This window comes from Hahella chejuensis KCTC 2396 (assembly GCF_000012985.1).
Lineage (GTDB): Bacteria > Pseudomonadota > Gammaproteobacteria > Pseudomonadales > Oleiphilaceae > Hahella > Hahella chejuensis.
The window spans coordinates 1,635,767-1,659,069 of record NC_007645.1 but is presented as its reverse complement, the minus strand read 5'-3'; the positions used below and the strand labels follow the sequence as shown (position 1 = coordinate 1,659,069).

Annotated in this window: 15 protein-coding genes; 7 read left to right on the top strand and 8 right to left on the bottom strand. The window is 58.6% G+C overall.

Features of this window, described 5'->3' with window-relative positions:
- Positions 1–4: 4 nt before the first annotated feature.
- On the bottom strand, positions 5–1,804 hold the full coding sequence (locus tag HCH_RS07445) for a hybrid sensor histidine kinase/response regulator (RefSeq protein ID WP_011395570.1): 1,800 nt from the start codon (positions 1,802–1,804) through the stop codon (positions 5–7).
- A gap of 473 nt (positions 1,805–2,277) precedes the next feature.
- On the opposite strand from HCH_RS07445, the gene HCH_RS07440 reads away from it, so the two are divergent.
- Entirely contained in the window at positions 2,278–8,169 is a 5,892-nt protein-coding gene (locus tag HCH_RS07440) for an alpha/beta fold hydrolase (protein ID WP_011395569.1), read from the top strand.
- A gap of 278 nt (positions 8,170–8,447) precedes the next feature.
- Here the strand turns inward: HCH_RS07440 and HCH_RS07435 are convergent, their stop codons facing one another.
- From HCH_RS07435 to HCH_RS07425, 3 genes are read right to left on the bottom strand one after another with little or no spacing between them, the layout of a single operon-like run.
- A complete protein-coding gene (locus HCH_RS07435) occupies positions 8,448–9,983 on the bottom strand; it encodes a tripartite tricarboxylate transporter permease (RefSeq protein ID WP_011395568.1) in 1,536 nt (511 codons plus the stop codon).
- The gene (locus HCH_RS07430; protein ID WP_011395567.1) at positions 9,983–10,420 is read right to left on the bottom strand and encodes a tripartite tricarboxylate transporter TctB family protein; all 438 of its coding nucleotides are present in this window, start codon (positions 10,418–10,420) and stop codon (positions 9,983–9,985) included. The genes HCH_RS07435 and HCH_RS07430 overlap by 1 nt, the downstream gene beginning before the upstream one ends.
- A 5-nt stretch (positions 10,421–10,425) precedes the next feature.
- Positions 10,426–11,412 carry a Bug family tripartite tricarboxylate transporter substrate binding protein gene (locus tag HCH_RS07425; protein ID WP_011395566.1) on the bottom strand — a complete coding sequence of 329 codons (987 nt, stop codon included), beginning with the start codon at positions 11,410–11,412 and terminating at the stop codon, positions 10,426–10,428.
- Positions 11,413–11,773: 361 nt separating this feature from the next.
- Between HCH_RS07425 and HCH_RS07420 the strand changes: the two genes are divergently transcribed.
- The 6 genes from HCH_RS07420 to tdh all read left to right on the top strand — a co-directional run bounded on the left by HCH_RS07420 (position 11,774) and on the right by tdh (position 17,993).
- Positions 11,774–12,445: a response regulator transcription factor gene (locus HCH_RS07420; RefSeq protein WP_011395565.1), complete on the top strand. Its 672-nt coding sequence runs from the start codon at positions 11,774–11,776 to the stop codon at positions 12,443–12,445.
- Complete coding sequence (locus tag HCH_RS07415; protein WP_049780869.1) at positions 12,435–13,865, top strand: sensor histidine kinase; 1,431 nt, start codon at positions 12,435–12,437, stop codon at positions 13,863–13,865. Before HCH_RS07420 ends, HCH_RS07415 begins: the two co-directional genes overlap by 11 nt.
- Complete coding sequence (locus HCH_RS07410; protein WP_011395563.1) at positions 13,858–14,985, top strand: ABC transporter substrate-binding protein; 1,128 nt, start codon at positions 13,858–13,860, stop codon at positions 14,983–14,985. The genes HCH_RS07415 and HCH_RS07410 overlap by 8 nt, the downstream gene beginning before the upstream one ends.
- The gene (locus HCH_RS07405) at positions 14,982–15,560 is read left to right on the top strand and encodes a helix-turn-helix domain-containing protein (RefSeq protein WP_011395562.1); all 579 of its coding nucleotides are present in this window, start codon (positions 14,982–14,984) and stop codon (positions 15,558–15,560) included. The genes HCH_RS07410 and HCH_RS07405 overlap by 4 nt, the downstream gene beginning before the upstream one ends.
- A 184-nt stretch (positions 15,561–15,744) precedes the next feature.
- On the top strand, positions 15,745–16,947 hold the full coding sequence (locus tag HCH_RS07400; protein ID WP_011395561.1) for a glycine C-acetyltransferase: 1,203 nt from the start codon (positions 15,745–15,747) through the stop codon (positions 16,945–16,947).
- 17 nt (positions 16,948–16,964) lie between these two features.
- Complete coding sequence (gene tdh, locus HCH_RS07395; protein WP_041599325.1) at positions 16,965–17,993, top strand: L-threonine 3-dehydrogenase; 1,029 nt, start codon at positions 16,965–16,967, stop codon at positions 17,991–17,993.
- 35 nt (positions 17,994–18,028) lie between these two features.
- Here the strand turns inward: tdh and HCH_RS07390 are convergent, their stop codons facing one another.
- The 4 genes from HCH_RS07390 to HCH_RS07375 all read right to left on the bottom strand — a co-directional run bounded on the left by HCH_RS07390 (position 18,029) and on the right by HCH_RS07375 (position 23,190).
- On the bottom strand, positions 18,029–18,970 hold the full coding sequence (locus HCH_RS07390) for a hypothetical protein (RefSeq protein WP_011395559.1): 942 nt from the start codon (positions 18,968–18,970) through the stop codon (positions 18,029–18,031).
- A gap of 101 nt (positions 18,971–19,071) precedes the next feature.
- Positions 19,072–21,789, bottom strand: a complete 2,718-nt coding sequence (locus HCH_RS07385) for an ABC transporter substrate-binding protein (RefSeq protein ID WP_011395558.1) — start codon at positions 21,787–21,789, stop codon at positions 19,072–19,074.
- A 175-nt stretch (positions 21,790–21,964) separates the two neighbouring features.
- Positions 21,965–22,357 (bottom strand): hypothetical protein, encoded by a 393-nt coding sequence (locus HCH_RS07380; RefSeq protein ID WP_011395557.1) that lies wholly within the window; start codon positions 22,355–22,357, stop codon positions 21,965–21,967.
- On the bottom strand, positions 22,354–23,190 hold the full coding sequence (locus HCH_RS07375; RefSeq protein WP_011395556.1) for a hypothetical protein: 837 nt from the start codon (positions 23,188–23,190) through the stop codon (positions 22,354–22,356). The genes HCH_RS07380 and HCH_RS07375 overlap by 4 nt, the downstream gene beginning before the upstream one ends.
- Positions 23,191–23,303 lie beyond the last annotated feature (113 nt).

Below are 23,303 nucleotides of genomic sequence, written 5' to 3'. Positions count from 1 at the left end.
GTCGCTAGTGGTGCGCCACAGACTCTATCCAGGTTTGCAGCTGGTGCGAAGAGATGGGTTTGGTGAGAAAGCTGAACCCACTCTCCTGCAGCTCTCTTACTCGCTCAGGCTGCACATTGCCGGATACCAGCAGCATCTTTTCCTTGGGCATTTGCCGGGACAGACTGTCGGCGATATCCAGTCCATCTTCGCCTTTGTCCAGCATATCGTCGAGTATCAGCGCGTCCGGCCAGCCCTGGCTGCGATGGCGCAGCGCCAGCAGTTCATCTTTGTTGGCGACGATTTCGTAGCGGCACCCCCAGGCGTCGAATTGAAAAGAGAGCGCCGACCTCACTAACGGATCATCCTCCACCAACCAGACATTGAGATCAATGAAGGCGTTATCCGGGGCTTCCATATCGCGAAGACTGGGGGCAAGACAGGCATATTCCGCCAGGGGCGCGTAAAAAGAAAAGCGCGAGCCCTTGCCCGGCGAAGACTGTACGGTCAGCCCCGCATCAAGGAGTTCATTGATGCGGCGCACTATGGCCAGCCCCATGCCGATGCCCTTGTCCCGGTTGCGGCTGGGATTATTGAGTTGCACAAAGTCTTCAAAAATACGCACCTGGTCGTCACGCTCAATGCCCGGCCCCGTGTCGCTGATGGTGAACGCCACTTGACGCCCTTCCACCGTCGCCTCCACGCTGACTTCGCCTTTATGGGTGTAACGGATTGCATTGGAAATCAGGTTATTGAGTAAACGACTCAGCAGCTCCAGGTCCGAATAAAGACTGACCCGCGTATAACTGCATCGCCATGTCAGACCTTTAGCCTGACATAGTGGCTGGAACTCCGCCTCCAGAGGCCGCATGACTTCATCCAGCGACAACGCCTTCATATTGGGTTGAAACTTGCCGGCTTCGAAGCGCGACAAATCCAGCAGGTTGTTGAACAGCGTGCGCAATACTTCAATGGCCTGCCGTTGTTTGCTGACGATTTCCTGCGCCGTCTCGCCCAAGGGCTGGTAAGACAGCGTATCCGTCAACAGTGACACCGCGTACAAGGGCTGGCGCAGGTCGTGACTGGCGGCGGCCATGAAGTAGGTTTTGGCTTTATTCGCCTCCTGCGCCACCGCTAACGCTTCCTCGGCTTTTTTGCGCTCCGCCTCGACTTTGTTCAGCAACGCGTTTTTTTCAAAACGCATCGCGACGCTTTCCGCAAAGGTGCGGCTGCTGCGGCGCACGGAGCTGATCATCAACAGAGTCAGGGTCGCCAGAGGCGCGGCGATGCGCAGTTCATCCACTCCTTGCAGGGACCAGTACAAAATCGGCTGCCCCATCAACAGGGGAATGGACAACAAAAAGGAACGGTAATCGGACGCCAGATTCACCATGGCCCCCACCCCGTACAGGCTGATAGCCAGGGTCATGAAAAAAGCGACATTATCCGTCTCCACCGCGCCGACAGTCCAGATGCCCGTACCGACCAGGGCCTGGTTGATAAGACTGCTGCGCAACAAGCGCCTGTCGCTGCGCAGAATTTCCTGAAAGATCATGCTGTCCAGCTGACGCATAATCTGGCGGCTGATCTGCAGACGCAGCAATTGCGCCGCCGCAACGGGGCCGACCCAGAGCAGGATGCGCGACAAGGGCGCCTGATCCCATAACATGAATAGAAAGATCGCCATGATGAGAAACACGCCCTGCACTGCAGGAAGCGTTTGTTGGCAGCGGATTTTGACGGATTCGATCAGATGGGCGCGCTCAAACTCCTCCGGCGCCGTCCCTAAGCGACTGGAATCCTTAGCTTTATGCTCTTGTCTCACCTTGCTCTCCGGGCTGGGCTGAGAACGCGCCTCATCGGTGGATGAGCGTCACGCCACGCTCTCTTTTAATCTTAGATGAGTTTGATTACCGCACGCCGACTCAATTTCAGTTTAACAGCAGAATTTTCGTCGATTGCAAGTAAACCTAGGTTTAGGCCCCTCGTTTATTCCTTTCTGCGTATTCAACCTGTATTTTGTTCAAAAATTAACCAAAACAAATTTTCATTGTTATCCTGATTCAAGCAGTCCTCTAACAATAATGACCCGATCGACTGATAAGCCGAACGCCATCCTCTTGTCGGTCAACATATTGTCGGTCAATGCAATGCGACCCACGCGTTGACATAGCCCACCACCCTGGAACCAGAGCGGCGAAGTCCGGCGCTCCCCTGCGCCCGGACAACGCAGTCCAAACGTCGCCGAACGGACATCAACCTCATAACAAGTCCTTTGCTAGGGAAGGAGTTCCGGCCATGCACTTTCATCTTTCCGAACCGTTTGAAACTTTAATTAAAGATGCGCTCCCCGAAACGCGGGTCCACGACACCGACGTATTGATTATCGGCTCCGGCTATGGCGGCTCCATCGCCGCCATGCGACTGGCGGGCGGCAAGTCCTCCAAATCCAGGGCCAGCGGCGCGTCAGTGACGGTGTTGGAACGAGGCAAAGAATACCGCCCTGGCGATTTCCCGGAAGCGCTGGGCGATATTCCCGGCCACATGCAATTACTGAAATCCGGCTCCAACCGCCCTATTGGCTACGCCGACGCGCTCTATGATTTTCGCATTGGTAAAGAAGTGGATGTTTTGTTGGGCTGCGGGCTTGGCGGCGGATCGTTGATTAACGCCAATGTGGCCCTGGAGCCGGATTCAGAAACCTTGGCCCAGGCCGCCTGGCCTCGTGAGTTTCGGGAGCATCCAGGACTGCTGCGACCGCATTTTCAGAAAGTGCGTCACTTGTTGGGAGTCCGCAATCAGGATCAAACCACCCGCGACAGGCTACGCCGTCTCCCCAAGTTTCAGGCGCTGACCAGGCTCGCCAGGGCGATTGGCGCGCCAGTGGAAACAGCGCCATTGACTGTCAGCTTACGCCCTGGCGCTAACGCCGTCGGCGTTGAGCAGCCGGGCTGCAACCTCTGCGGCAACTGCGTTTCCGGATGCAATCAGGGCGCGAAGAATACGCTGGCCATGAACGTCATTCCACTGGCGAAAGCCCGCGGCGCCAGATTTTATACCGGCGCCACGGTTCTCACACTGGAGCCCATCGTTCCGTCAGCAGACGACAATACGACCGGGTCGAACAGGCGGCGTTGGCGGGTTCGGGTGCGACGCACCGCCACGGAAAAGAACAGTCTGGCCGACGAGGTATTCTGGATTGAAGCCGCCACCGTCATCCTGGCGGCGGGCGCCCTGGGCAGCACGGAAATTCTGTTGCGGTCTCAGGAGTCCGGCCGCATGCGGCTTTCCGACAGACTGGGCAAACGCTTCTCCACCAACGGCGACGGCTTCGCCATGAGTTATGGACAGGCGAACCCGGTCATGGCGATAGGCAGGTCTGACGACTCTTTGCAAGCCGGCGAGGAGCCCAGGGTTGGCCCCACCATCACCGCCGTATCCCGCCCTATGGCGCGCCATCCCAACACCGGCGCCGAAGTGCGCCTGACCCTGGAGGATGGCGCCGCGCCCTATGGCGTGGCGCGCCTTTTCGGCGAAATCGCCACGACCGGCGCCCAACTGAACCGTCTCACCGACATGACCTTGCCCGCCTGGTTTCTCAATGCAGGCCAAAACGGCGTGTTCAAAGACCCTCTGGCTCATCACAGCGACGCCATGGCGCATTCGCAAATCCTTCTGATTATGGGGGACGACGGCGCCATCGGCGGACTTTCTCTGCGCGCCAGCGATAACCCCGCCCAGCAGGCTGACACGGACTATTCCCGCATCCGCGTCGAATGGCCCAAAGCGGCGGAGAACGCCTGTCTGACCGCTGCTGACGCGTTGTTGCGCAGCCAGGACAGAAAGGAAGGCTTCGACGGCGGCCAATACCTCCCCAACCCTCTTTGGAAAACGCTGCCGGACGACGCCTCTACCGTCATGAGCGGCCAACTTCCCGGCGGCCGCGTCATCACCGTACACCCGCTGGGCGGCTGCGCCATGGGCGATGGTCCCGACACTGGCGTCGTCAACCATTACGGTCAGGTCTTCAAGGCTGACAACCGCGCCCATGGCGTTGACGCGCCCGCTTTGCATGAAGGGTTATATGTGCTGGATGGCTCCATCCTGCCGGCCGCCCTGGGCGTCAATCCATTCCTGACCATATCCGCGCTGTCCCTTCGGGCCGCGGAGGCGATTCAGAAACAACATGACTGGCTTGCGCCGACGCAGGAGCGGGTCGATCCTGAGCTGGCGCAAGCCTTATCGCCAATGCGACAGCCAGCGGCGACCACTACGGCCAGACCCAGCCCGACGGTGACGCTAAGCATCAGTGAACAGATGTTCGGCCGTTTGCAGGCGCAGGAAGTCCACACTGATCTGCCTGACTGGATAGAAAGCTGGATCAGGCAGTGGGCCGAGGCGCTTCCCTCTTCATCCCAGCCCGCCAGTGGCGCCGCTGCGCGCCTCACCGGCGATCAGGGACTGATTTTCAAGGTGGAAACGCAGATAGATGATCTGCATGACTGGTTGCAGAAACCAGGAAAGGAGCTGAAAGCGACGGCGAAACTGTACCTGAATCCGCTCAGCGCGGAGCAAACCGCCAAAATGCACACTTACGGCCTGCCTCCGGAACTGTTGCAAGACGCCATTCCCATCGCCGTCGGCGAAGGCGTAGTGCGTCTGCTGCACTGCGATGAGCCCGGTCCGCTGGCCACCGCCTGGCGCGGCGCTCAGGCGCTCAACGCTTACCGCACCCGACGTCAATCCCTGTCCGGTTTCGCCTTGCGTCAGCTCAAACAGCGACTCAGTCGCTGGGATTCAGACGCCTCGCAAAAACAATCTGCGCCAGGGCTGGCCAAGCAAATCAAGCACTTCTGGACTGTCGCCAAGCATCATGCGCAATACCGCCGCATGAGTTACAACTTCCAGTTCACACCCAACACCAAGGGCTCGCACGCCCCTCTTTTCGAAAACATTCCCGGGGCAATGATTCATCTGCGTGGAGAAAAGCTGCTGGCCTGGAAGAACAGCGCTCCCAGACTCTGGCGCGCCTTGACCAATCTTCCCATCGAGCTGTCCCACGAACGCCATGGCGACGCCGCGTCGGGCTCTCTGTACGTGGACATGGAGTACATGTCGGAAAGGGGGCTGGCTCAGGTGGTCAAATCTCCCAATCTGCCGGAGTCCGCCATGGCGGCGGCGGGGTTGGGCATGCTGTTTCTACGCTGCTTGCTGCAAACCCAGTTCTGGGATTTCGGCTCGCCTCACTATCCCGACAAGCCCATCGCCTCCAATCCGCATCCCAGAGCGTTGCGCGTCGCGGGAAACCGGGTAATCAGCCCGCAGCGGACCGAGCTCAGCGTTCCCTTGAATGATACGTCCTCGGAGCAGATCGGTATTGTTTTGACCCGCTATCCGCAAACCAACGCGCAGCGGCCGGGTCAGCCTTTGCTGCTTATTCATGGACTCGCCCAGGGCAGCCTTATTTATTGCTCCGAAGCCATCCCCGAGAACATGGCGGTCTATCTGTGGCGCGCCGGCTTTGATGTGTGGGTGCTGGATTATCGGCTCAGCAACGCCCTGCCCGCCCCGGTTCCCATGCAGGGCTGGAGCATTGAAGAGATCGCCCGTTACGACATACCCGCCGCGGTGCGCCATATTCACCGGGTCAACCCAGGCAAGATCAACCTGTTCGCCCATTGCGTCGGCGCCACCGCCGCCGCAATGGGCATTCTCAAAGGCTGGCTGGACGATCCCGCCGATCCCTATATTGGCCGGGTGGCCTTCAACGCCATCCACCCCTGGATCATCCCTTCCCCGGTCAACCGCAGCCGCGCAAAGCTGGGCAGCTTCCTGCGCGATTCCGTCAATGACGCTCAACTCAACCCTATACCTCAGCCTAACCCCAGCGCCTTCGATTCCATGTTCGATCGTCTGGCTTTCTCTTTCGCGCGCCTGGGCGAGCTGCAGGAGGCGGAAGAAGGTAGAGCGCGCAACGGCGGCGAGCGGCATACGCACAGCGACCATGCGCCCGATGGCGGTGTGGAAATCTCCCAAGGCATCTGCGACAAAATGAGTTTTCTGTACGGCCGCATGTGGCGGCACGACCAGATTTCCCCCGCCACCCACAAAGCCTTTCAGGACATGCTGGGACAAGCTCCAGGCGCCGTCTATCGGCACCTGTATTACTTCGCCCAGCAACAACGGGTCACTTCCCGGGACGGCGAAAATACGTTTCTCACCCCCTCTGCAGTGCGCAAACACTGGCGTTATCCCACCCTGTTCCTCCATGGCGAGCAAAGCAAGGTATTCAATCCGCAATCCGCCACCCGTTCCGCCATCCGCCTCAGTGAAATGCTGAAAGGTTGTACGCCCGTCCCGCCAGTACTGCTCAAACGGGCGCCACATTACGGTCATATGGACGTCATTCTGGCGCAAAACGCTTACAAGGACGTTTTTCCCAGTGTGCGCGCCTTTTTCAGCGAAGATGCGGAATGTCTGCGCCACTCCGCCGGCGACCGCGTCGAGTTTCACCACCAGTTATTTGACAGCTATCGTCCATCAGACGATCTCCATGCCGCGAACGCCAATCTGTTCAGCGCTGGCCCAATTATCCGCGGGGCCTGGCTGGACAACACAGGCATAGGTCGCCCCCGCATTGTGCTGCGACTATGGGCGGAGCTCTCTGATCTGGCGGACCTGGCGGACGCGCAGGCCACGCCCACCCGACGTCTGGCGTTGGAAGGCGCAGAGTTGATTCAGTGTCAGTTCTGCGTCGCCAATGATCCTCATCATTTATTGCTGGACGTGGCGGTGAAAGTTGATCCGGCGCAGGAACGGGATGTGCGCATCCGCTTCAGTCTGACCCAGCGTCAGTTTGATCCTGCGGCGCAGCAGGCGCTGTCGCAAACAGTGCATATCCCCGCCTCCACGGGTTGGCTGCAACGCCTGCGCGAGCTTTGCCTGCATCGCGGCGTCAGCCCAGCCATGCGTTTTCTGGTGGGATCATGCCGTTATCCAGGCGCCGTGCTGGAACGCGATCTCGCTGATCGCGTCTTCGTCGGTATGGGACGTCAGGTCAGGGGCGACGCCCAATTGCCTGGCGCGGATTCGGTTTTCTTCATCGGGGACCAGATATACGCGGACGCCACCGCCGAGGCGTTTGACAACACAGCTTTGAAAGAACGCTACATCACTCGCTACCGGGATGCGTTCAACTCACCCAACATGCGAAAGCTGCTGCAACTGGCGCCCGTTCACTTCGCCGTGGATGACCATGAGTTCAGCGACGACTGCTCGGGACGTCCGCCGCAATTGGACGCTCATCTGAAAGAACGCGAACGTTTCGATTTCGCACTCCGCGCCGCCCGCAGTTTTCAATGCAGCGGACGCCAGCCGGACGCGCTCTGGTATCCCCAGGGCGTTAGCGCAAGGCGGGAGTTCGACTGTCCGGTCTTCGTCATGGACGCCCGCACCGAACGCCGGCTGCGCAGCGCCGGCGTCGCCGGGGCCCAAGCGGAAATGATCGACGCAACGCAATTCGCCGCCTTATCCAACTGGTTATCAGAAGCACAACGACTGACCCCGGAGCGGCCCAAATTTATCTTCTCCGGCAGCGTTATAGCGCCAGTGGAAAAACGCCTCACGCAGCACCCGGACTTGTGGCGCAATAACGACAGCTGGTGCGGCTATCCTCACACTCTGGCGGCGGTGATGAGGCTGATCTATGAGCGGCAGATCGCTAACGTAATCTTTGTCGGCGGCGATCAGCATCTCTGCGCCCTGGCGCGCATGACCCTGGCCAATCCTGCGGATCAGGCGGTATCGAACCGCAAACCCGTTACGTTGTGGCAGATCGTGTCGTCCGGCTTGTACGCGCCGCTGCCCTTCGCCAACGCCAGTCCCCGGGATTTTGAGTGGGAAAAACCCACCGTCATTCCCATGCACGGCTCACAATTACAACTGCAGGCGGAGGCGCGTTTGTTGCGGGCGGACAAATCCCAGTTCGTGCGCGTGGACGCTATCCCTGCCGGAGAGTCCTGGACGCTTGAAGTCCGCGTATGCGATCCAGAAGGTCTTGTGGCGCCAGTGGCGCAACCGATGACGCTGAAAGATGGCGAGCTGGCGGACGACGACAGAACCTGGCGCATCCGGCTGACGGCTAATGTGGAGGCGGAGCCAGGCAAACCTGTGCGTCCAGAACCCGCGTAATCAGGACGGTCAATCTGCAACAAGGCATGTGAAGAAACGAATGAATAAAGAAGTGAAGAGGTGAAGAAATAAAGAAAAGGAAAATAGAAAAAAGAGAAAAGAAAGGCTGCGACGGCGAAAATCAGGGGCCGCGCAGCCAGGGCGATGGAAACTATGACTTTAACAGGAGGAGAGCGGGCATAGTTTCCACACCGAGGAAAAAAGGGTCTTTCGACCCCAAAATGGGACCAAGACTTACAATCAAATCTCAGTTGCGCGCCCATCCCTGGACGCCGGGGTCAGTCGGTGGTCACCGCCTCGTCCACTTCATGATCGACGCCTTTCATGCGCTTGCGCAGGATAGGACCGATAATGTAGGGAGCGATGAGACCCACTCCCGCGACAATCCAGAGCGTGATGGACAGACCGCTGCCCCAGAGGATGCTCCAGTCGCCGTCCGACAACGTCATGGCGTGCCGCAGGTTTTTCTCCATCTCCGGCCCCAGCAGGGTGCCCAGAATGACAGGCACCAGCGGGATTTCGACTTTGCGCAGGACATAGCCGAGCACGCCGAAGAAAATCATGAAGTACAGATCAAACACACTGTGGCTGATTGAATAGACGCCCACAAAAGCGACCATGGTGACAATCGGCAACAGGTATTTGGGCGGCACCGACAGCAGTTTCACAAACACGCCGACCAGCGGAATGTTGAGCAACAGCAGCATCAGGTTGCCGATCAACAGCGCAGCGATAACGCCCCAGACAATGTCTCCATGCTGTTGGAACATCAGCGGGCCTGGGGTGATGTTCATGGAAATCAGCATCGCCAACAGAACAGCAGTGGTGCCGCTGCCGGGCACGCCCAGGGTCAGCATGGGCACCAGCGCGCCATTGGCGGCGGCGTTGTTGCCCGCTTCCGGCGCAGCCACGCCGCGCGGGTCGCCCTCGCCGAACTGGGCTTTCTTGCCCAGAATGCGCTTCTCCAGGGTATAGCTGACAAAGCTGCCCAGTGAGGCGCCGGCGCCAGGCAATACGCCCGCCAAAAAGCCGATAGCGCTGCCGCGAAGCGATGTAGGGAGGATGCTGGTGAAGTCTTTCAACTTCATTTTCAGCTTGTTCATCGCAATCATCTTGCGGCCTTCCCCCGCATGCGCCTCGATGAAAAACAGCAGTTCCGAGATAGCGAACAGCCCCACGATCAGAATGATGAAGTCGACGCCTTCATACAGCTCCAGCGTGTTGAAGGTGAAACGCTGTACGCCGGTATTCATGTCGATGCCCACTGTCGCCATCATCAAGCCCAGCGCCGCCGCCAGAATCGTCTTCACCGGATTCTTGCCGGTGATGCCGCCCAACGTGGCGAACGCCAGCACGAACAGCGCGAAGTATTCCGCCGGACCAAAGGTCAGCGCGAAATTCGCCAGCCAGGGCGCTAGCAGAATCAGACCGATCGTAGCGATAACGCTGCCGATAAAGGAGGCCACCGCCGAAATCGCCAGCGCTTCCGCGGCTCTGCCGCCTTGCGCCATGGGATAGCCGTCCAGACAGGTCATCATCGCCGGCTCGTCGCCGGGAATATTCAGCAGAATCGACGAAATGCGTCCGCCGTACATGGCCCCGGCGTAAACCGAGGTCAGCATGATCAAGGCCGTTTCCGGTTTCAGCCCGAGGGTGAACGCCAACGGAATCAGGATCGCCACGCCATTGGCGGGCCCCAATCCCGGCAGTGCGCCGATCAGGGTGCCCAGGAAGCAGCCGAGGAGCGCGAACATCAGGTTTTCCGGCGTCAGGGCGACAGCAAAGCCCTGCATCAGAAAGTTCAAGGTTTCCATCAGCTTACCTCCAGTACGCCCAGGGGCAACGGCAATTCAAGCACGTAGTTGAACAACACGAACACTACGACGCCGCCAATCAGGCCGGACATATAGGCCGGGAACTTGCGGGCGCCCATGCGCCAGCTCAGTGTGCCGACCGCCAATGTCGTGGTAATAATGAAGCCCAGCGGCTCCAGCAACACGCCATACAGCGTCAGCACGACAACCGCCACCACCATTTCCACGCCAGTGCGGTTCCAGGGCCAGTGATTGTCCGGGTCGGGACGCAGCATCAGATAAAGACTGCTCAGACCAAGCACCACCGAAAGCAGAATCGGAAAGGTCTCGGGCCCGACCGATTCATTGCCGCCGAAGGGCTCGGGCAGTTGATACGCGCCCCAGCCGTAGGCGACGGCCAGGACGAGCATCACTAAACCGAAAATACGGTCATTCATGGCGATTAACGGATCAGGCCAATTTCTTTAGAAAGCGCTTGGATGTCCGAGATTTGCGCTTTCACGAAATTGTTGAATTCAGCGCCGCTTTTGTGGAACGGCATCAGACCATTTTTTTCCATCAATGATTTCCACTGCTCGCTGGAGTAAATCTTGTCGATGGCGGTGGTCCAGTACTCTTTTACATCCGCCGGCGCGCCGCCAGGAATGTAGAAACCACGCCAGTTGGGAGCGATGGATTCGATGCCCTGCTCACGAGCGGTGGGAATATTGGCGAATTTGCCGGGCAGACGGTCTTCAGACAGCACCGCCAATACGCGCAGGTCGCCGGATTCGAAGAAGCCCTGCACCTCGGTGATGTCGCCAGTGAACGCGTCAACGTGACCGCCTACGACCTGAGTCATGGCTTCGCCGCCGTTGTTGTAGGACAGGTAGGAGATTTTCGGCAGATTGGTTACGCCAGCGGCCTTCGCGCTGATCAGCACCTTCAGGTGGTCCCAGCCGCCATTGGCGCTGCCGCCTGCGAATTTAACGGAGCGCGGATCTTGTTTCAGCGCCGCCATCAGATCGCTCAGGCTTTTATGGGGAGAGTTCTTGGATACGGCGATGACGCCATAATCCGCGCCGATCGCGCCAATCCAGTTAACCATTTCCGCGTTCATGCCGGGATACTGCCCCTGGGCCAGACGGGTTGTAGTGGCGGTGGAGGCGGCGACGACCAGATTCTGGTCGTTCTTGCGCTTGCTGACGGTATGCGCGAAGGCGACGCCGCCGCCTGCTCCCGCCATGTTGATGGTCTGCACGCTGCCGGGAACCAGCTTCAGCTCCTCCATCACGTTGCCGACGCTACGGCAGGTGAAGTCCCAGCCGCCGCCAGGATCGGCAGGAGCGATACATTCAACTTTGCCTTTCGGTTCGTAGGCCATGGTCAAGGTGGCGCTGACGGTCAGCGCGGCGGCCACAAGCATTTTAATCGGAGTTCTGATTGTCATTATTGTTACCTCACACAGGTTACAGGAATTAATTCGATCGCAAATATATTGGTTTTGCCCTTATGGGGCTACCGGCGTCCGCCGTCCTGCTTATATTGTCGTTTGCTGACGCAACGAAAAGCCGGCGGCATTCCAGGTGCTGGGGGGGTGGGACTGTCGAAAAAGATACGTTGTGTTCATGTCACGCTCCTATTATTTTTGTTGCGCTCTGTATTTAGTCGCTCGTTGCGGTTTTGGAAACCTGGTTTCGATTACCTCTCCGGCGACCTATGCTTGATATGGAACAGGTAATGACTGCATCCTAACTGCTGAACCTGTCATAAACCTGTCACGTCCTGATTCAAAAAAGTGAAGTCGGCGCATGCATATCCTTGTTGTAGAAGATTCTGAATTGCTGGGTGAATCCATCCAGGCGCGGCTGCAGAAAATGGGCCACGGCGTAGACTGGGTGAATAACGGACGCCAGGCCAACGGTTTGTTGCAGCACCAACAATTCGATCTGATCATATTGGACCTCAACCTGCCGGAACTGGGCGGCGAGCAGATTCTGTCGGAGCTGCGTAAACGCAAAGACACCACGCCAGTGTTGATTCTGACCGCCCGCGAACAGGTGGACGACCGCATCAAGCTGCTTGACGCCGGCGCCGACGACTACCTCACCAAACCCTTCGATTTCGGCGAACTGGAAGCGCGCTGCCGAGTGCTCATGCGACGCAACCAGGGCTTTTCCAGCAACCTCAGCCGACATGGCAACCTGTCTTTCGACCGCTCCGCCAAGGCGGTATACGTCAATGATGAAAAGCTTGACCTGAAGAACCGGGAGTTCCGTCTGCTGGAGGTGTTTCTCGGGAATCTGGGCCGGGTCATGAGCAAGGAGGAACTGGCCGACCGCCTGTTCGCTTTCGATGAATCGCCCGGCCCCAACGCCATTGAGCTGTACATCGCGCGGTTGCGCAAAAAGCTCGCGGACTCCTCCGTTCAGATACGCACTTTGCGAGGTCTGGGGTATCTGGCGGAATGCGATGATGACTGATTCGCCGTTGCGTCCGGATCAGCCGGTATCATTGCGCAACAGGTTGATCCTGGGCGCCGTGGCGCTGATTCTGGTGCTCGGAACTCTGGCCATCATCGCTATCGACGGATACGGCAAACGCGCGGCGGAGCTATCCTATGACCGCCTGCTGGCCAGCGCCGCTTTTCAGATAGCGGACGCCATTCATGTTCGCGACGGCGTGGTGGACGTGGATCTGCCGGTGGCCGCTTTCGAAACCCTCGCCCTGGCGCGGGACGACCGTGTGTTCTATCGCATCAGCGGCCCCCGCGACGCCTATCTCACTGGCTACGCCGACCTGCCGCGCCCCGAGGCGGACCAGGGTTTCAGCAAAGGCGGCGCGCGTCTGATCCAGCAGCGATTTTTCACCAGCCGCTATCTGGACGAACCTGTGCGCTTCATCGTGTTGCGCCGTTTGCTGACGGAGGCGGACATCACCGGCTACATCACCGTGCAACTGGGACAGACCATCAACGCCCGCGCCGATCTGGCCGAGGACATCACCGGCAAAGGCCTGCAGTTGATCGCCATCGCTTCCGTCATCGCCCTGGGACTATTGGGCTACGGCATCAAGCGCGCCTTCTCGCCCCTGGATCAGATTGAGCGGGAGCTGGCCGCCCGCAACCCGACCGATCTGACGCCGCTGCATGTCACGCCTATCAAGGAAACCTGGCGTCTGCAGCAGACCATCAATCATTTCATGCGGCGTCTGCAGGACACGCTGGACCGCATGCAGCGCTACACTGGGGAGGCCGCCCACCAGATCCGCACGCCTCTGGCGGGGTTGCGCGCAGCGCTGCAGAATCTGCGCGACCACCCCGATATCGACGACCCCAAACTGGTGTATAACCGCATCATGCAATCGGTGGATCAACTGAACACCACGGTATCGCAGCTGCTTAATCAGGCCACCATCACTCATCGCCTGCAAAGCGAGGCGCTGCGGCGCATCGAGCTGAACAAAGTGGTGAAAGAGGCCTGCCTGGAACTGGCGTCCCACGCCATTAACGAAAAAGTGGAACTGGCTTTTGAGGCGGACGCCGAGGACACGACTTTGCCTGGCGACGCTTTTGCATTAAAGCAACTGTTCCGAAATCTGATCGAAAATGCGGTCAGATACAGCCCTGTCAACGGTGTGGTGGAAGTGCGCGTATATCAAAACGCAAACCGTTTTTTTGTGGAAGTGAAGGACAACGGGCCCGGCATTCCCGTTGAATTCCGCGATAAAGTGTTCGCCCGCTTTTACCGCACACCAGCCGCCGCCGGCGTCGGCAGCGGACTGGGCCTGGCCATCGTGCGGGAAATTGCGGAGCGCCATAACGCAGAAGTGGGACTGATGGATAATCACCCCCAGGGCCTGACGGTGCGAGTCGGTTTCCGCAAGGAGAACGCCCGTGGTTAGCGACATGATGAAACTCTTCGGCTTCCTCCTGCTAGGCTGCGCGCTGGCGTTCGCCGTTAACGTAACGCCCGCCAGCGCGGCGTCCGGCCCGTTGCCGGTCGTGCTTTATCCGGCGCAACAGAAGCCGGTCAGCGCACTCAATATCCACGCTGTGCTGGATTACGTGGTGATGAACCCTATCATCAAGGCGTTTCAGCAGCGTTATCCCAATGTAGAGATCCGTCTTATCGAGTTTGAAACCGCCGACCTGTTCCAGCATACCGTGGAAGGCTCCTCCCATACGACGGAGCCGATGGACGCCATCGTCGGCGATCTGCTGATCAGCTCGGCGATGGATTTGCAGGTAAAGCTGGTCAACGACGGCTATGCGCAACGCTACGAATCACCTTACACCCGCCGCATTCCGGACTGGGCGAAGTGGCGCAACGAAGCGTTCGGCTTTACCTTCGAACCGGTGGTGACCGTGGTGAACACCAGACTGTTACCGGAACCGCCGCCGCAGGATCGCCAGCAATTGCTGGAGCTGATCCGCAGTCAGGGCGAGAGTCTGACGGGAAAAATCGCCACCTATGACATCGCCCGCAGCGGCGTCGGTTATCTGTTCGCCGCCCAGGACAGCCAGCAGGCGACCACCTATGGCCGTTTGCTGGAAGCCTTCGGCACCCACTCGGTGCAACTGGCCTGCTGCACCGGCGACATTCTCGACGGACTGGCTTCCGGCCAGTATGCGATCGGCTATAATCTGCTGGGATCGTACACCAAGGCCCGTCTGGCCTCCGCCCCGCACCTGCAGATGATTCTGCCGGCGGACTACACGTTGATCATGACGCGCATCGCCCTGATTCATAAGCATGCGCTCAACACGCAGAACGCCCGGGATTTCCTGGATTTTCTGTTATCGCCTGCCGGCCAGCAGACTCTGGCCAGCGAGTCGAAACTGTATCCCATCGACCCTGGCGTGCATGGCGAAGTCACTGCGGACTGGCTGAACAAACATGCGCCGGGACCGCTGAAACCCATTACTGTGGGGCCACAACTGCTGGTTCCGCTGGATAAACTGAAACGGCAACGCTTTCTAAGCGAGTGGCGCCGATCTCTGGAACGCGAAACGAAACAATGAAAGACACTGATTTAGTCGCCAGACTGGGCAAACGCATTCAACAGCTCAGGAAGTCAGAAAAACTGACCCTGGAGCAACTGGCGCAGCAATCCAACGTCTCCCGCTCCATGCTGTCGCAGATCGAGCGCGGCCAGGCCAACCCGACCTTCGCCACCCTGTGGAACCTTACCCGCGCCATGGGCATCGAGTGGTCGGAACTGGTGGATGAAAGCGAGGGCGTCTCGCACTCTCCTATCGAACATATCATCGCCGCGCAGACGCCAAAGATAGACAATCCCCAGGGCGGCTATCACCTGAGTATTCTCAGCCCGCCCCATCTGGTGGGCTCCATAGAGTGGTACGAGCTGCGCATGCGGCCACAGGGGAAGCTGGAAAGTCAGGCGCACACGCAGGGCTGCATGGAGCACCTCACCGTACTGAGCGGTCAGCTTGAAGTCGTCAGCGGCACACAGTCGCAACGGCTGGCGCAGGGCGACACCGCCCGCTATCACGCCGACGTCGCCCACACCATTCAGAACCCCGGCGACAGCGACACCATTGCTCTTTTAGTAGTGATGAATCATAGCCATCGCTAGGTACTGTCAGCGTTTCTTCGCCGCCATCTGACGGCCATTCCACTTAACAATACGGTTAGGAGACGCAACACGGCAGGGAGGCCGCCATGGCCCTGATTCAGGGGGCCGGGTATATTTTTCCCTATTGCTTTGCAGACATTTTTCCACTATACAGGAAACACGTCCGATATAAGGGAAAATTCCAATGAACCAGACTTTCCAACAACAATTACAGCAAACCCTTGATGAAATTGAAAAAGCCGGCCTGTTTAAAAAGGAACGGGTAATCGACACCCCTCAGGCGGCCGCCGTCAAACTCGCCGGAGAAGCTGGCGATAAACAAATTCTCAATCTCTGCGCGAATAATTATCTGGGCTTGGCGGACAACCCGGAAGTCATCTCAGCGGCCCATGAAGCGCTCGACAAATACGGTTTCGGCATGGCTTCCGTGCGTTTTATCTGCGGCACGCAAACGCTGCACAAAGAACTGGAGCACAAAATCGCCGAGTTCCTGGGCATGGAGGACAGCATTCTGTTCGCCGCCTGCTTCGACGCCAACGGCGGCCTGTTCGAGCCGTTATTAAGCGCCGAAGACGCTATTGTCTCCGACTCCCTGAACCATGCCTCCATCATCGACGGCATCCGTCTGTGCAAGGCCAAGCGCTACCGTTTCGGCAACCGCGACCTGAATGATCTGGAAGCCCAGTTGAAACAGGCGCGCGCCGACGGCGCCCGCAACATTCTGGTGGCCACCGACGGCGTCTTCTCCATGGACGGCTATATCGCGCCGTTGAAAGACATTGTCGCCATTGCGCGCAAATACGACGCCCTGGTGATGGTGGACGACTGTCACGCCACCGGCGTTATCGGTCCGCAGGGCAAAGGCAGCGCCGCCTACAACGGCGTGGAAGTGGACATTATTACCGGCACGCTGGGTAAAGCCCTCGGCGGCGCAGCCGGCGGCTTTATTGCAGCGAGCCGCAATATTATCGAACTGCTCCGTCAACGCGCCCGCCCCTATCTGTTCTCCAACTCCCTTCCCCCGCCTGTCGTCGCAGGCAGCCTGAAAGCCCTGGAAATTTCCATCGCCGGCGACCATCTGCGCGACAACCTGCGCGAGCACGCCGCGTTTTTCCGTAACAGCCTGAGCGAAGCCGGCTTCAAACTGCTGCCCGGCGAACACGCCATCATCCCGGTCATGCTGGGGGACGCCAAGCTGGCGCAGGATTTTGCGAAAGCGCTGTATGAACAGGGAGTATATGTCACCGGCTTCTTCTATCCGGTGGTGCCGCAAGGTCAGGCGCGCATCCGCACCCAAATGAATGCGGCGCTGACCCGCGAACAACTGGAGCAGGCGGTGGCCGCCTTTACCCGCGTCGGTCAACAACTTGGGGTTATTGGAGGCTGAACATGCAGTCGTCAACCATGAAGGCGTTGGTCAAAGCGCAATCCGCTCCCGGACTCTGGCTGCAGGAGCAGCCGGTTCCCGAATGCGGGCCCAACGATGTGATCATCAAGATCAAGCGCACCGCGATCTGCGGCACCGACATCCACATCTACAACTGGGACGACTGGGCGCGCAACAACGTCCCGGTCCCTTTAACCACCGGTCATGAGTACAGCGGTGAAATAGTGGAAGTCGGCAGTCATGTCGATGGTCTGCATATCGGACAGCGCGTTTCGGGAGAGGGTCACGTAGTGGGCATGCTCAGCCGCAACGCCCGCGCAGGACGCTTCCATCTGGCGCCGGACACCAAAGGCATCGGCGTAAATCTGCCCGGCGCTTTCGCCGAGTACCTCTGCCTGCCGGCGTTCAACGTCGTGCCCTTGCCGGACGCAGTAAGTCTGGAGCTGGGCGCCATCCTCGACCCGCTGGGCAACGCCGTCCATGCGGCCCTCGCTTATGATCTGGTTGGCGAGGACGTTCTGATCACCGGCGCCGGCCCTATCGGCATCATGGCCGCCGCAGTGGCGCGCTTCGCAGGAGCCCATAAAGTGGTGATCACCGACATCAACGACTATCGCCTGGAGCTGGCGGCCAAGGTCGCGGATGTGGAGCCAGTCAACGCGCAACGGGAGTCTCTGCGCGACGTCATGGGACGACTGAAAATGAAGGAAGGGTTCGATGTGGGCCTGGAAATGAGCGGCATTCCCTCCGCTCTCAACGATATGCTGGACGTGATGATGATGGGAGGCCGCATTTCTCTGCTGGGCCTCCCGTCCAAGCCGGCGGAGCTGGATCTCAGCAAAATCGTGCTCAAGGCGCTGCAAATCAAAGGCATCTACGGTCGCGAAATGTTCGAGACCTGGTACAAGATGCTGGCGATGCTGGAAGCGGGACTGGATATCGAGCCCATCATTACCCACCACTTCGAATACGCCGACTACGAACAAGGCTTCGAAGCCATGCGTAGCGGCCGTTCCGGCAAAGTCGTACTGCGCTGGTCGGACTGAGCTTTTCGGGAGCGACAACGTCGCTCCCGCCCTTCTTACTGACAACGATTGTTGCCGTCCCGCAACCACTGGGTTCCATCCAGATACAGCTTGTTATTGGCCAACGCCAGTGTAAAAGTGACGCGTTCCCCGCCCGGACCGGATTCACTCCAATCAAAGCCCGGCGTACTGCCGTGCATGCTGTAGCCAGGACCATATTGCAGAATCAACATGCCCTGGGCGTTCAACGAACCCTGAGCTTCCCATTTACCGGCGCCCTGAGTGCCGGTAGCGCCGCTCGCTCCGCCGCCATAGCCCCCGCTGTTGCCGGAGCGATAGAACTCACCGTTGCTGCACAGCCAGATGTGCTCTTCTTCGTGATACCCGGAGCCGGAGTAGTAGCGCACGATATGACGCCCTCGCATGTAGGTGCTCCAACCGCCATCGCCCCCGCCTTGCGCCAAGGGTTTCGGCGCGGAGAATTTAACCGATGAGGCCACGGTCTCCGCCACTTTCCAGACTTGCGCGGCGGTGCTCTGATCCGCGACCGCGATCAACGCCACAGAGGTGGAGCCTTTGCCGGTGACGGCGCTGATGCGGCCTTCCATGTTGGGCATATTGCCGATGCTGTAATCCGCCGTCAGACGGCCATTGCGTTTTTGCGGCGCGCTTTTGGGGTAAAGGATAACGGAAGCGTCCAGCGGCACCGGTTGCGCCATCTGTTGCATCAGCGCCTGCTCGCCGGATTGGTCGATATAGACAAAAATATTGGCTTTTAAAGCCTGGGATTCCAGGACGAAGAGTTCCGAGCCCGCCGGCCAGGCGCCTTGCCAACCGTCCGGGATCTTGAACGACAAGCCCAGTGAACCGGACTCAATCAGGGTTCCCCCTTCGTACAACTGGTTTTGCTGCACTTCCACCGCCATCGCGGAGGTCGCGCATAGACTGCAATAGAGTCCCATGGCCACCAGTAGAGATTTCGCTGTTACGCCGCTCATTTCGCTTCGCCTCATGCTGAGTCCGCAGCGCGCGACCCGGTCTGGCGCATCCTTCATCCAGCCGCATCGGACGCCGCGGAGATGATGTCGGAATGGTCAGGCTACAGCGTTTCTTTCTTGCTGAGCCTGATCGCCTCAAACGCTCCATCGCGATTCAACTGGGTTCCCCATACCCGATGACTGCCCTGATGATTGGAGGCGCGGAAAGTGATGGTTTCCCCAATGCCCAAGTCCACACCGTCAAAGGACTCCAGGGTGTTCACTAGCGACTCCGTATCAAAATGGCGACCCGCCTTCTCCAACGCATGGAAAAACAGGGTCGCCACTATATAGCCTTCCAATGAGATAAAATCCGGTTGCTCGTTGGGATAGAAGCGACTCAACGCCTCCCGATAGCGCAATACGCCCGTGGCGTAGGAATCATACGGCGGCGCCACCTGAGACACGATAACGCCCTCTCCGTATTCGGCGCCCAGTTCTTTGAACTGCTCAGCCAAAGCCCTGGCGCCGACGAAGGACACATTGGCGAAAGGTCCGGTGAAGCCCGCCTGCCGCAGGCGCTTAGTCATGCGCGCACTGGCGGTATAGGTACTGATGGCGACAACCGCCTGAATATCACTCAACCGTCCCAGCATTCCCTGGGCGGCGCCTTCAATTTGCGCCGTGTTGCGCTGGTAGCTGAATTTAGCGATCTCATGCGGGCGCACGCCATAGTCGGACAAGGCGTCCTCCACGCCCTTCAGACCATCCAGACCATAACCATCGTCCTGGTAGAACACGGCGATCATCCTCGGATCGACCTCTTTCTCTTCCACGAAATAACGGATCAATGCGCTGGTTTCATCTTCGTAGCTGGCGCGATAGTTGAAGACATAACGCTCTGGCGGACTTTTGCGCAACAACGCCGCGCCGGAAAAGGTTCCGAACACAATCGTGCGGTCCTGCAAGGCTACGGGCAGAATCGCTTCCGCAGTGGGAGTGCCGACATTTCCCAGCATCGCAAACACGCCATCCGGCTGTATGAATCTTTCTGCGTTATGACGCGCCGCCACTGGCTCATAGCCGTCGTCCAGGGCACGCAGTTCGATATAGCGTCCGTGAATGCCGCCCTGCTCATTGATCTCCCGGATACGCAGGTCGACGCCCAACTGCATGGCCCGTCCCAGCTCTCTGGCGCCGCCGCTGAACGCCGCGCTCATTCCCAGGGACACACGCTCTTCACTGACGCCGCGAGGCGCCTGCCAGCCCGCCAGTTCCGCCCCCCAGTCAAAAACGCTGTAACGCACCACCGGAACTGCGTAACCGACGCCGATCAGCAGCAACACGACGGTCAGTACGCTCCAAAGCCTCAGCCTGGAGCGTCCGCCGGCGGATTCCGGCTTTATTGCCGCGGCAGGAAAAGGCGGCGGCGTCCCTTGAGGCGCAATAGTGGTGTCGCCCTCATCGTCCAGTACCGGCGCCACGGGGTGGGTATAACCCTGCACACCGAACGGCGGCGGCTGCGATCCAAGGTGCATAGGCTCCGCCAGGGTGGACGCCGCCACTACAATGGGTTGACTCATGGAGCGTTCATCCATGCTGTGCGCCGGATCAATGCGGGTGGCGGTATCCATCTCTTCGATCTGTCCCAGCGCGCCGGCGGCCTGAAACGCTTCGTCGTATTTCTTGGCCTTGCCCAGACTGAGGTGCTTTTTCACCACGACCCGTTTACCGCTGAACAGTCGGGCGCAGGCGGCGTCGCTCAATCCCAGCGCCGCTTTCAGCTTTTCCTGGGTATCCTGCAACTCCACATCGCCGCGAATCTCGCCATAGAAAATGAACTGATAAACGTCCGGATTGGGCGGCGCCATTTCCATGGCTTTAGAGTATTCCGCGATACCGGCGTGAGCGCGGTTCTGGATGTCTCGCACCATCGCCTGCACGTCGGGGTAGCGGTCATCCGGGCGCAACGCCATGGCTTTCAGAATCACTGGCTCCAGAGCCTTGTTGCGGGCGTCGGTCAGACGATTTTCCCGCAGCGCCGGCGGCGGTCCGGCGCATTGCCGGTTCATGATGTCCTGAGGACTCTCGCCGGTATATGGGCGTTCGCCAGTGATGCAAAAATAGAGAATTGCGCCCAGCGCATAGATATCAGCGCGTTTATCGATATTGCGGGCGCCTTCAATCTGCTCCGGCGCCAAATAGCCGGGCGTCCCCATCACCATACCCAGGCGGGTGTATTTGAGATCCCCCTCCCCCAGCGGCTTGCTGATGCCGAAATCCAGTAACTTGGCGACAGAGTGGTCGCCGGACACTCGCGCCACAATGATATTGCCGGGCTTCAGATCGCGGTGCACGATATTCATCTGATGCGCGGCCTGCAGCCCGGCGCCGATCTGCTCCAGCAGCCACACCACATTTTCCAGCGGCAGCCCGCTGCGTTTTTCCACCAGGTCGGACAGGTTTTCTCCGCGCAGATACTCCACCACCAGATACATCATGCCGTCGTCGGTGTTGCCGAAGTCGATCACATGCATGACGTTGGGGTGGTTCAATTGGCTGGCGATGCGCGCTTCGCGGAAAAACAGCTGGATAAAGTCATGGTCGTCCATGCCCGCCCGCAGCAGTTTGACCACCACCAGACGGTCCAGCGACAACTGACGCGCCACATAGACCAGACTCATACCGCCTTCCGCCAGACGGGACTCAATGCGATACATGTCCTTCAGCATTTTGCCGATAAGCGGATCGCGGCGCTGCTTATCCACCAACGTGGCCCCATCGGCGGGACAGTAGTCGCCCTGGGGAAAATCCGTACTGCAAATGGGACAAACCTTCATAGACTCCCCGAGTCGCAAACTGCTGCACTATTAATCAGGCGGACAAATCGCTTCCTTCTATTTGTCCGCAACGACGGCGCCAGGACAGTAACTGGCTGGGCCAAGAAACAGGAATGAATGCTAGGGAGTATAGACAGGGAATAGCCGCAGCGCGAACGCCGCAGCGGGAGGAAAATCACTCTCTTCTGCTGGCCTTCCATTGTCTGTTGTCGCACAGACGATCCGCCTCGCGGCCGAGTTCGTAACCCGCCTTTTTGATCTGAGGCATCAGGCAGCGCATCACCTCCAGATCCTCATTGTCCAGCGCCAGTCGACACCAGCGCTGCAACTCCAGACCGCATTCCGCAATCGTGGGCAACCCCTGACTTTCCGCAGTGGCGACGATACCGCTGGCGATATCCCGCATCATTGCAATCATACGGGACGTCTCCTTCAAGCTGGCGCAATGCAACCAGGAGCCGCTGGAGCTTATCAATGACATACTATCGGCGAGATGCTCCAGAAACTTGTTTCTGACGACATCCGCGGCGAAATCACCTTCAAAAGCCATAACCTTCTCTACGTTCATTTCAATTCTCCAGCGCCACTATCGCTAAGCTGCGCCAAGCTCTCCTTCACCGAGCGGATATAGTTTTCAATAATCCGCGTGGAAGCCTGTTGGTGTTCGAACTGCTCCATCAACTGATCAACGATATTAAAAATGCTTTGCTCCGATTCGACGTCCAGATCCAGCCCCATAATCGAGCTTTGAATCGTCCACTTCAGATCCGAAAAACTTTGAATAGAGTGAGCGCCGCAGTCCAGGACCATTTTCATGATGTTGTCCAACAAGGCCTCAGTGCGCCGCACCGCCCGCTGCATGATGCCCTGACGCACCATTTTTTCCTGGGTCTCCCGCACCAGATTGGACAGTACAAAATTCGCCACTTGCGCCAACCGGGTGAGATTATCCAGATGGGCTTCTTTTTCCTCCTCCGTCATAGTCAGACAGATGGAGAAATAGGGGAAATTAATCAACGTATATTGATCAAAGTGCACAATGCGCTCGCGCTGCAGCGTCAGTGTAGTGATCACGTCGAACTGCAGATTGGTGACGTAGTTTTTACCACCGAACACATAGTGCTGCTCGGGCAGGTTGAGAATAAATACGTAGGGCGTCTGATAAGCGGCCAGCGCATTTTCCATCGCCAACCCGATCTCAGATGGGTCGCGACTCTCCGAGCAACGCTCAAAGAACTCAATCATTCCGCCCAGGAAGCTGTTGGAGCGCAACAACCCCATCGCCATTTGATTCACGCTGGCGAGACTTTGCTCCAACTCGGCCATCTTTTGCCTGCTCTGCTCCAGCTCGTCTTGTGGCGCGTTGTTCGCAACAAGGGAAACGACTCGATTTGCTGACATAACCCCTCCTGAACTTTATGAGGACAGAATACGCACTTTGCCTGTGCAGGAGGATTCGTACGCTTACTGAAATATCAGGGAGGTTTTCAGTAGTACTACTTATTATTAATCCG